Below are 10,602 nucleotides of genomic sequence, written 5' to 3' on the forward strand. Positions count from 1 at the left end.
GTGTGCCCCTGGGCCTTCAGCCACCGACCGAGCTTGCCGGCGAGGGTCGTCTTACCGGTGCCCTGCAGACCCGCGAGCAGGATCACGGTGGGCGGCGTCTTGGCGAAGCGCACCGTGGTGGTGCCGCCACCGAGGATGGCGACGAGCTCCTCGTTGACAATCTTGATGACCTGCTGCGCAGGGTTGAGCGACGCGCTCACCTCGGCGCCGCGCGCCCGCTCCTTGACGGCCGCGACGAAACCGCGGACCACGGGGAGGGCGACATCGGCCTCCAGCAGCGCCACCCGGATCTCTCGGGCGGTGGCGTCGATGTCGGCGTCGGTCAGCCGCCCCCTGCCCCGCAGCGACGTGAAGACCTTGTCGAGGCGGCTGGAAAGGGTGTCGAACACGCGCACACACTCCGAGATCGCAGACGAACCGCAGCCACCAGCGTACGCATCACTCGCTGATCCGGAAGCGGGGGTCGGGACGACAGGCGACGCCGACGTGGACGCCGGCCCTGCCCAGCCGAGCCCAGGCCGGCCGGGCCCAGCCCGGCGAGGCGTGCCCGCACGGAACCCGGCACGAGGCCGGCCGGCTCCGCCCTCTGCGCTGAGGAGGGCGAGACACCTCGCCGGAGGCTCAAAGCCCGACCGAAACTCCTGGCGGACGCTCGGTGACGACCGAGGCGCTCCTGGTCGAGACTGGGCGCGGCAGTCCGCGGATCCCGACGGATCCGCACACGCGGAAAGCGTAGAGCTGCGGCTGGCCGCAGGGAAGGCCGGTGACAACCAAGAATGTGGTCCCTGCGTCCGCCGGCAACACGTCCACCGGCAGGGCGTCCGAGGACGACGGGGCCGCCTGCGAGCCGTCAGGTCAGGCCGGCTCGCCCAGCAGAGCGTCGACGAACGCCTCGGCCTCGAACGGCGCGAGATCGTCCGGGCCCTCGCCGAGCCCGATCAGCTTGACCGGCACGCCCAGCTCCCGCTGCACCGCGATGACGATGCCCCCCTTGGCCGTCCCGTCCATCTTGGTGAGAACCACACCGGTGATGTCGACAGCCTCGGTGAAGACCCGGGCCTGGGTGAGGGCGTTCTGACCGGTGGTCGAGTCCAGCACCAGCAGGACCTCGTCGACCGGGCTCTGCTTGCCCACCACCCTCTTGATCTTGGAGAGCTCGTCCATCAGGCCGACCTTCGTGTGCAGCCGACCGGCGGTGTCGACGAGCACCGTGTCGGCGCCGTCATCGATCCCGCGCTTCACCGCGTCGAACGCGACGGACGCCGGATCACCGCCCTCCGGGCCACGCACGGTCGTCGCGCCTACCCGACCGCCCCAGGTCTCCAGCTGGTCCGCCGCGGCCGCCCGGAAGGTGTCCGCCGCGCCCAGCACGACGGATCGGCCCTCCGCCACGAGCAGACGGGCGATCTTTCCGCAGGTCGTGGTCTTACCTGTGCCGTTGACACCCACCACGAGCAGGATGGCCGGCCGGTCCGGCGCACTGGTGCGAAGCGACCGGTCCATGCTCGTGCCCACCTGGGCGAGCAGCTCGTCGCGCAACATCGCGCGCGCGTCGGCCGCCGTGCGGGCGCCGAGCACCTTCGTCCGTTCCCGCAGCGCGTCCACCATCTCCGCCGTGGCGGCCACCCCGACGTCCGCGACGAGCAGCGTCGACTCGACGTCCTCCCAGGCTTCCTCGTCCAGGTTGTCGCCCGAGAGCAGTGCGAGCAGGCCGCGACCGAGCGCGTTCTGGGAGCGGGCCAGTCGGGCGCGCAGCCGGACAATTCGGCCCATCGCGGGAGCCGGCACCTCCAACGGGGCACGCGGAGAAACGATCTCGGGCTCCGCCGTCACCGCCCCGCCCGCGGCCGGGCCGATCCCCTCCGCCGGCTCGGAGACCCCGCCCGGACCACCCGCGACTGGTGTTCCGGATGGAACGGCCGTTCCATCCGGCTCGGGCCGGTCTGTCGGAGCCACGGCAGGCGGTGCGCCCGGGGCGAGGCCTGGCGCGGCTCCAGGTGCGACCTGGGTAGCGGAACCGGGTGACGCGGCGCCCGCGTCGAGGCCGCTCGAGTCCGGGCGCGGTGGGATCGGGCCTCGCCGGGTGCGCCCCCGAAGCGCGCTACCTGCGACGAGACCAACGACCCCCACCAGGGCGACGGCGATGAGGACGATGAGGATGACCAGCTCCACGCCACGATCCTTACAGATCGCGGCGCGACCATCGCCCGTCCACCCCCGGCGCTATGGCGAACGGGGTGGCCAGACCGTGGGGTTTCGGGCGCCGACGCCGGCGGCGGCGCTGGTGACGGGCGGTGCCGGTGGCCTCGGTGACGGGCGGCGCCGGTGGCGTTGATGGCGGCACCGAACGTGCCGGGCCCGGCCGGAGGGGTAGGTCAGGCCGAGGCGCGGGCGCGCAGCCGCTGACTGATCACGGTCGTGATGCCGTCGCCGCGCATCGCCACACCGTAGAGCGCGTCCGCGATCTCCATCGTCCGCTTCTGGTGCGTGATGATGATCAATTGGGACTTCTCCCGCAGGCCCTCGATGGCGTTGAGCAGCCGGCCGAGATTGCGGTCGTCCAGCGCGGCCTCGACCTCGTCCAGGACGTAGAACGGCGACGGCCGCGCCCGGAAGATGGCCAGCAGCAACGCGAGCGCGGTCAGTGATCGCTCACCGCCCGAGAGCAGGGACAGCCGCTTGACCTTCTTGCCGGGCGGTCGGGCCTCGACCTCGATACCGGTCGTCAGCATGTCGTCCGGATCGGTCAGGACAAGCCGGCCATCACCCCCCGGGAACAGGGTCGCGAAGACGATCTCGAACTCCCGCGCCGTGTCGGCGAACGCGGTGGCGAACACCTCGCGGACGCGGGCGTCCACCTCGTCCACCACGAGCAGAAGGTCACGTCGTGTGCTCTTCAGGTCTTCCAGCTGGGTGGACAGGAACGCCGCGCGTTCCTGCAGCGCGGCGAACTCCTCCAGCGCCAACGGGTTGATCTTCCCCAGTCGGGTGAGCTGCTTCTCCGCCCGCGCCGCCCGCTCGACCTGCTGCGCGCGGTCGAACGGCGTCGCCTCGCCATCGGGCTCGTCCGGGGGTACCGGCACGTCCGGGCCGAACTCGGCGACCAGGTCGTCGGCCTCGACGCCGTGTTCCTCCAGGGCCTTGGCCTCCAGCGTCTCCACCCGCAGGCGCTTCTCCGCTCGCGCCAGCTCCTCGCGGTGAGCGGCGTCACGCAGGCCCGTCAGCTCGGTGGCCCAGCCGCGCACCTGCTCCCGGACAGTGCCCAGGGCCTCCTCGGTCTCGCGCCGGGCCGCCTCGGCGGTCTCCCGCTCCGTGGCGGCGGTGGCCAGCGATCGCTCCAGTGCGTCCAGCGCGGTGTCCGCGGCCGCGGCGAGGGCGGCCGCGGCGGCGGCGTGGCGTTCGCGTACCTCTCGGCGGCGAGCGGCAGCCGCCCGCGCCGCCCGCTCGTTCGCCGCCGACCGCATGAGTGCGTCCGCCCGGCCGTGCAGGCCACGCGCGCGCTCCTCACTGGTACGCACGGCCAGCCGGGCCTCGACCTCGGCCGCACGAACGGCGGAGGTCTCGGCGACCAGGCGGTCGCGCTGCTGCGGCGAGCGCTCGCCGACGTCCGGTTCGGCGGAACTCGCCGCGAGCTGCGCCTCCAGCTCCGTCAGGGCGCCGTAGGCCTGGTCGCGGGCGGCCTCCGCCGCGAGCCTGGAACGTTCCAGCCGGCTGATCTCGCCGGCCGCCGTGCCGCGGGTCCGCTCGATCTGGGCGAGATGCTCCGAAAGCGCGCGATGACGGGCATCGGCCCCGTGCCGCTCGGCGAGCACCGCGTCGATCGCGCCCCGAGCCCGCTCCACCTCCGCCCGGGCCGGGCCGAGCTCCTCGCGGGCGGCCTCGCGACGGGCCAGCGCCTCGAGGGACCCGCGGTCCGCCTCGTCCGCGGCGGTCTGGACCTCGAGGACCGAAGGCGGCGTGGCGCTGCCACCCACCGCCGACCGCCGCCCCACGACGTCGCCGTCTCTGGTGACGACCGTCGCGTGCGGACGACCGGCGAGCACCTGGGCGGCGACGTCCAGATCGTCCGCGACGACCGCGTCGGCGAGAAGTTCCCGCACAGCGGCGTCGAAACGCGGATCCGTGACCGTGACCAGCTCCAGCGCCGGCAGCGAGCCGGCTGGCAGCGGCTCGGCAACGCCCGGTCGCCACCCCAGGTCCGCCGAATCCGCCGAATCCGCCGTATTCGCCCCGCCCGCTGCATCCGCTGCAACCAGAGCGGCTCGGCCGGCGTCAGCGCCGCGCAACCAGCGCAGCGCGGCGAGCGCGTCCTCGGACGTCCCCACGAGCAACGCGTCCGCCACCGGCCCGAGGGCGGCCGCGATCGCCGCCTGAGCACCCGGTGCGACGGTCACATAGCTGGCGAGACGTCCGATGATCTCGATGGAGGAGTCGAGCGGCGGGAGCTCGACGACAGCCTCGGCCTCTCCGCGACGCGCTGCGCGGCCCTGCCGTTTCTTCCCACCGCCACGCCCGCCTCGGTTGCCGTCCGCCGGCGCGCCCGCAGAAGCCACCGGCTCCCCCGTCGGCAGCGACGGCAGCGATGGCGACGGCGACGCCGCAGGCGACCCGGACGTCGACTCGACCGCGGCACGCAGCAGCGCGGTGGCACCGTCAGCCGGAGCGAGCGACAGCTCCAACGCCTCCCGACGTGCCTGCCAGGAGGCACGATCGCGCTCCGCGGCCCGTTCGGCGTCCCGCAACGCCTCCAGGCGCTCGCTGGCGGCCTCGTGCACGGCGACCGCCTCGCTGTGCCGTTCCCCGAGCTCCTGGCGTGCGGTCTCGATCCGGGCCAGCTCGGTGTCGAGCGCCGCCCGGGATCCGGCCGTCTCCTCGTCCCGCGCGTGGGCCGCCTGCAGGGCCTCGGTCATCCGGATGATGTCGGCCTCGGCGGACGCGGCGCGCGATCGGGCCGCGTCCACCCGGCCGGCGAGTCGGGCGAGCCCCTCCCGGTGGTCCGACGCGGCCTTCGCCGCTGCGAGAAGTGCCTTCTCCTCGTTCGCCACCTGTTCCTCAAGAGACCCGCGACGGGCCACAATCTCGGCCAGCGTCTCGCGGTCCAGCTCCAGTCGCTCCGTCAGCGCGAGCTCCTGCTCCCGGACCGCCGTCGCCTCCTGCTCCAACTCGTCCGGATCGCGACCGCTGCGGCTTTCCTCCGCGGCGCCCAGCAGCCGTGACCGCTCGGCCGCGAGGGATCTACTCCCCCGCAACCGCTCCCGGACGGAGGCGAGGCCGTACCAGGTCTCCGCCGCCTGGGCCGCCTGGGGAACCACGGCGGCGAGGCGAGCCTCCAGCTCCGCCTCTCGGCGCTGCCCGTCGGCCAGCACGCGCTCGGTGCGGGTCGCCCTGGCTCGCAGTGCCTCCTCGTCCGCCGCGTCGGTGACGACGGACGCCCGAGCCGTGGCGAGATCGTCGGCGAGCAGGCGCAGCCGCGCGTCCCGCAGGCTCGCCTGGATCACGCCGGCCTTGCGGGCGATCTCCGCCTGGCGGCCGAGCGGGCCGAGCTGCCGCCGCAGCTCGGCGGACAGGTCCGTGAGCCGGGTGAGGTTGGCGGCCATCGCCTCGAGCTTGCGAAGCGCCTTTTCCTTGCGTTTGCGGTGTTTGAGGACGCCCGCGGCTTCCTCGATGAACGACCGGCGGTCCTCGGGACGGGCATGGAGCACGGCGTCCAGCTGGCCCTGCCCGACGACAACATGAAGCTCCCGGCCGATGCCGGAGTCACTCATCAGCTCCTGGATGTCCAGAAGACGGCAGGCCGTACCGTTGATGGTGTATTCGCTCTCGCCGCTGCGGAACATCAGCCGCCCGACGGTGACCTCGGCATACTCGATCGGCAACGCGCCGTCGGCGTTGTCGATGGTCAGCAGCACCTCGGCCCGGCCCAGAGCCGGGCGTGCCGGCGTGCCGGCGAAGATGACGTCGGACATCGTGCCGCCACGCAGCGCCTTGGCGCCCTGCTCGCCCAGCACCCAGGCGATCGCGTCGACCACGTTGCTCTTACCCGAGCCATTGGGGCCGACGACACAGGTGATGCCGGGCTCGAGGTGCAAGGTGGTCGAGCTCGCGAACGACTTGAAACCCCGCAGGGTGAGACTTTTTAGATGCACCGGGCTCCGGGCGGCGGACGGAACGAAACCGTTACCGGACCGATGGTCCACCGGTCCACGACAAGATCAGTCCAACGACGAGCAGTACGGGTTGGACCTGCTTATCGTACCGAGCGGCACCCGGCACCTCGACGTGGCACCCCGCGCACAGGACGATCATCCGACGACCTGTCCACCGGATGCGACGCCCGTGCCACGCCACGCGTCAGACATCACGCGGCAGACACCAGACGGGCGCGCCTGCCAGGCGGGGCAACGGGCCTGCCGACGGCAGGGCAACCACACCCTGCCTCGACCAACACCTGCCAATGCACCTCAGAACACCACACACAGGGCAACACGAGGGCAGGCGAGAACCCACTCCGCGCCAGGCACAGGCCCCTTCAAGCACAGCACTCACCCAAAAGGGTGCGCACCAGGGCATGAGGGAGCCCGCCCGGCAAGGAGGTCAAGGACCCTCACCGCGCTCAACCCTGTATGTGGGGCAGCCGAAGTGCCCGGATGTGAACTGCTTGCGAGCTCGGCTCAGGTGAGCGCGGGCTCGACCTCGAGTGCCCGAACGTCAGCGGGTACGTCAACCCCGTCGACGAGTGCCTCGTTCACTGCCCGTACGCGCGCGAGCTCAGCCTCGAGCTCCGCTACCCGGGCGCGAAGACGGCGTACCTCGTACGAGAGACGCATGTCGCTGCCGGAACCGACGTGGCCGAATAGGGCCTTCGCCATGGTGATGGTCCTCCACGATGAGTGACCTAGCGGGATGTGTGGGAGCGACGAGATCAGAACGATCAGAGTGCGCCCCAGAGAATGACCTAAGAATCCCACGTCAGGCCACCGAAAGTCAAGAGCATGCCACAAGGCTCACGCACGGTCCCACGAACATCAGAAAATCGTCGCCCGCGAACACTCGGCGGGACACATGGCGGGACCAGATGCAGCAGGTTCGTCCACGGTTCGGCACGTGGCGCCGGTGACACGCGGCTTGTTCCGCGCCGACGGACTGCCCCACGATCGGGCCCGTCACCAGCCACGATCACCCATGGACGCAGGGAAAGTCGCCGGGTGCGCGCCAACCAGGCGCATCAATGATCGACGGACGTGCGGTGATCACATGGTCTCGTTCGGCAAAAACACACTTCCGTCAACACGGGCTTCTCTGTGAAGTTCGACTCCGTTCGCACGGACGTCGCCGCGGATTGCTCGCTTGTTCAATCGACGGCGCCGCGCTTCAACGCCGAAGGAAGCCCGCCAATCCACCACGCGCCTCACTCCACACGTGCTCGACACGGTCCGTTCGACCCGGTGTGTGCCCCGTCACAAGTAGGTCGAGGAGCGCCTCACAGGCAGCCCGGTCGCCTTCGGCGATCACCGCGACCGCACCGTCGGGCAAATTCGTCGCAGACCCGGCAAGTCCGAGACGTCGTCCTTTGGTACGGACATAGTCACGGAACCCCACACCCTGAACCAGACCTTCGACCCGGGCGGTGAGGCGGACCACGTCCCTGCTGGAGGCGCCGTTCGTCGCGCGAATCTCGTTCATCGGAGCGGTAGGGTACTAGCCATTGTGGACACCATGTACATCGAGAGCGCGCAGCTCAACAGGGGCACCGAGGCCACCGTTCGCGTGGGGCCGGGGCAGGGGACGCCGTCGAACGGCACCACCATTGGTGACCATGTGCGCACGCCTGGGCGATCAGGCCGTCGCCGGTCGCTCGCGTGCGTGGCCGCCGTCTGTTCGATGGGTACCGCACTCCTGCTCTCCGGCTGTGGGCAGAACTTCTCCCAGGACGGAGGAGTGATCCCGGTTCCGCATGCCAGCACCGAGGGCATCCGGAGCGTCACGCCGGTCCCGGTACCGTCCGAAGCCGTCATCGGCCCGGGCTACGCTCCGCCTCGCGGCGAGCGTCCGACCCAGACCGCGGTACCCAACCTCCCCGGCGGCAAGTTGTAGTGGGGCCTGGATCGGCGTGGCCGCCGCGGCCACGCCGACAGAGCTACTTCACGCCAAGAGCTACTTCACACCAGATCCACCGAACATCGGATTCACCGCGATCGGCTGGCCCGCTCGCGAGTACCTCCCGAGCAGCTCAGCCGATCTCCGGTCGTTCCTGCGTCGGCACCCGCCGGCCTTCCCCCAGATCCGCCCGCTGGCCGGCCTGGTAGCCGTCCCTGCCACCGGATCCTGAGAGCTGGCGCGCGCGCGTCGTGCGCAGCCGCGGATAGACGCGGGCGAGATGCGCCTCCACCAGCCCCTCCCGGCTGGCCAGCACGACTGCGACCGACCTCTGTTCCCCCGCTCCGTCAGCCGCCGTTGTTCTGCCCTCGTTCTCGGCCCTCCTGCGTGCCGCCTCCTCCACGAGCGCGAGCCGATCACGCACAGCGACCGAGAAGCCGGCCATCCAGGATCGCCGGAAAGCTCGCGGGTCCTCCCACACCGGCGGCCGCGCCGCCGCGAGACCGTGCGCCTGCTGCACGAGCAACGACGTGTACAGCATCTGGACGCGTTCGATATCCGCCGCCATCCCGAACAGGTGCGCGGTGTGCACCGTCCCGCCGACGCCGCTCGGCGCAGGCACCGTCCTGTGAACAAGGCGGCAGCCCAGCGGGTCCGCCACACTGGCCAACAGCGAGATCTTGTCCCGCGCGTAGGGCGCGTCCACGCTCATCACGACATCGCCCGCGACAGCGCCCGCCGGGGCGCCGTCCTCGATGAGGGCCCGGTCGATCCCGTACTGGGCGATGAGTTCCGCGGCCTTGGCGTTGTAGTTCTCCCGAGCCGCGTCAGGCAGGCCCTCGGCCTCCGCCATCGCCAGCAACTTGCGCACCCGGCCGAGCAGAGCATCGGGGTTCATGGCGCCTCCGTCCATGGTCCTTCTCCGGCCTGGACACAGCCGGAGGAGAACACGTCTGTGAGGCCTCGCCGAACCGGGCACGACCTTGTCGTCGTCAGCTCCCGGTCACGGCCATGGACGAGGCTGATTCGGATCGAACCTGCGACTATTTGATCAACACGCCTTCTTGATCAATATATCTCCCGAACGGCACCCACTCATATCGGGCCACGTTCACGTCGGGACGGTCACGTCGGGTTATGTTCATGTCGGGTTATGTTCACGTCGGCCCGCATCTACCACGAACACACCGTCATTGATCGAATGTGTGTTCGAAATCCTACCACCGAGCTCGGCGCGGACGCGGCTGGCACACCGGGCAGGTGTAGCTGGAGCGGTTCATGAACGCCTCGCGGCGGATGGGCGCGGCGCAGCGGGAGCACTGCTCGCCCTCGCGGCCGTAGACCTCCAGGGAGCGTTCGAACAGACCGCTCACGCCCTCGGTGGAGACATACAGCCGGTCGAAGGAGGTTCCCCCCGCAGCCAGGGCGGCCGTCATCACCGTGCGGGCGGCCTCCAGCAGCCGGTGCGCCTCGGCGCGGGAGACCGTCTCGGTGGGGCGCGCGTAGTGCAGGCGGGCCGCCCACAGCGCCTCGTCGGCGTAGATGTTGCCGACACCGCTGATCAGCGTCTGGTCGAGGAGCGCGCGCTTGAGACCGGTGCGGCGCCGACGAAGCGCGTCGACGAAGTGCTCGACATCGAAGTCGGCGGCGAGCGGGTCGGGTGCGATGTGCGCGATCGAGGCCGGCAGGTCCGCGCCGGAGACCACTGCCAGGCCACCGAACGTCCGTTGGTCGACGAAGCGGAGCTCGCGCCCGCCGTCACCGAAGCGGAACCGGACCCGGAGGTGAACCTGGTCCGGGCTGTCCGGCGGGACCACAAGTAGCTGCCCGCTCATGCCGAGATGCCCAAGCAGCGACTCGCCCGCCCCAGCAGCCCCCGCCCCAGCAGCCGCTGCCCCGACGGCCTCGAGCCCGGCAGCTTCGGCGCCCTGCGGAGAAAGACCGAGCCACAGGTACTTACCCCGCCGGCTCGCGGTGGTCACGGTCCGCCCGAGCAGGGCCGCGGCGAAGTCGTCAGGGCCGGCGGCATGGCGGCGAACCGCCCGCGGGTGATAGACCTCCACGCCGTCGATCACACGGCCGACCACACCCCGCTCCAGGCCGCGCCGGACGACCTCGACCTCGGGCAGCTCAGGCACAGCGGATCATTGGCAAACCCGGCGAAACCAGATCATCGTGCGTCGCCCGCACCGGCCGCCGGGTCGCGGCTGATAGCACCCTCCACAGCGGTACCGCCCGCGACGGCGCCTTCAGGGGCCGTCCCGTCTGCTTTGTCCGGCTGCGGCTCGCCGTCATCCGCGGCGGTGGCGCGCTTCTCCAGCATCGCGAAGGCCGTCGCCGCGGCACGCTGCTCGGCCTCCTTCTTGCTGCCGCCCTCGCCCTCACCCAACACCTCGCCGGCGACCCGCGCGAAGGCCGTGAACCGCTTGGCGTGATCAGGGCCGGCCTCGGTGACGACATAGTCCGGCGGGCCGAGACCCAGCAGCGCCGTCTGTTCCTGCAGGG

The 10,602-nt window shown here is 71.2% G+C and carries 9 protein-coding genes; 1 reads left to right on the forward strand and 8 read right to left on the reverse strand.

What is annotated here, in order from left to right; all coding sequences use genetic code 11:
* The 5 genes from FREUN1FDRAFT_RS35665 to FREUN1FDRAFT_RS42520 all read right to left on the reverse strand — a co-directional run.
* Positions 1-389 (reverse strand): signal recognition particle receptor subunit alpha (locus FREUN1FDRAFT_RS35665; RefSeq protein ID WP_006545262.1); only part of this gene is annotated, 389 nt, incomplete at its 3' end.
* 466 nt (positions 390-855) lie between these two features.
* Entirely contained in the window at positions 856-2,172 is a 1,317-nt protein-coding gene (gene ftsY / locus FREUN1FDRAFT_RS35670) for a signal recognition particle-docking protein FtsY (protein ID WP_006545263.1), read from the reverse strand.
* Between the two features lie 203 nt (positions 2,173-2,375).
* Entirely contained in the window at positions 2,376-6,146 is a 3,771-nt protein-coding gene (locus tag FREUN1FDRAFT_RS35675) for an AAA family ATPase (RefSeq protein ID WP_006545264.1), read from the reverse strand.
* A 525-nt stretch (positions 6,147-6,671) separates the two neighbouring features.
* Positions 6,672-6,869, reverse strand: coding sequence for a hypothetical protein (locus FREUN1FDRAFT_RS35680; RefSeq protein ID WP_006545265.1), 198 nt, complete (start codon positions 6,867-6,869; stop codon positions 6,672-6,674).
* A 502-nt stretch (positions 6,870-7,371) separates the two neighbouring features.
* Entirely contained in the window at positions 7,372-7,683 is a 312-nt protein-coding gene (locus tag FREUN1FDRAFT_RS42520; RefSeq protein WP_006545266.1) for an acylphosphatase, read from the reverse strand.
* A 33-nt stretch (positions 7,684-7,716) separates the two neighbouring features.
* On the opposite strand from FREUN1FDRAFT_RS42520, the gene FREUN1FDRAFT_RS47170 reads away from it, so the two are divergent.
* A complete protein-coding gene (locus FREUN1FDRAFT_RS47170; RefSeq protein ID WP_006545267.1) occupies positions 7,717-8,094 on the forward strand; it encodes a hypothetical protein in 378 nt (125 codons plus the stop codon).
* A gap of 136 nt (positions 8,095-8,230) precedes the next feature.
* Here FREUN1FDRAFT_RS47170 and FREUN1FDRAFT_RS35690 read toward each other — a convergent pair whose 3' ends face one another.
* From FREUN1FDRAFT_RS35690 to FREUN1FDRAFT_RS35700, 3 genes are all read right to left on the reverse strand, one after another.
* The gene (locus FREUN1FDRAFT_RS35690) at positions 8,231-8,995 is read right to left on the reverse strand and encodes a DUF2786 domain-containing protein (protein WP_006545269.1); all 765 of its coding nucleotides are present in this window, start codon (positions 8,993-8,995) and stop codon (positions 8,231-8,233) included.
* A 319-nt stretch (positions 8,996-9,314) separates the two neighbouring features.
* Positions 9,315-10,235 carry a bifunctional DNA-formamidopyrimidine glycosylase/DNA-(apurinic or apyrimidinic site) lyase gene (gene mutM / locus FREUN1FDRAFT_RS35695; protein WP_006545270.1) on the reverse strand — a complete coding sequence of 307 codons (921 nt, stop codon included), beginning with the start codon at positions 10,233-10,235 and terminating at the stop codon, positions 9,315-9,317.
* A 32-nt stretch (positions 10,236-10,267) separates the two neighbouring features.
* A partial coding sequence (locus FREUN1FDRAFT_RS35700) for a putative dsRNA-binding protein (protein ID WP_035957205.1) occupies positions 10,268-10,602 on the reverse strand: 335 nt, incomplete at its 5' end.

This window comes from Parafrankia sp. EUN1f (genome assembly GCF_000177675.1).
GTDB lineage: Bacteria > Actinomycetota > Actinomycetes > Frankiales > Frankiaceae > Parafrankia.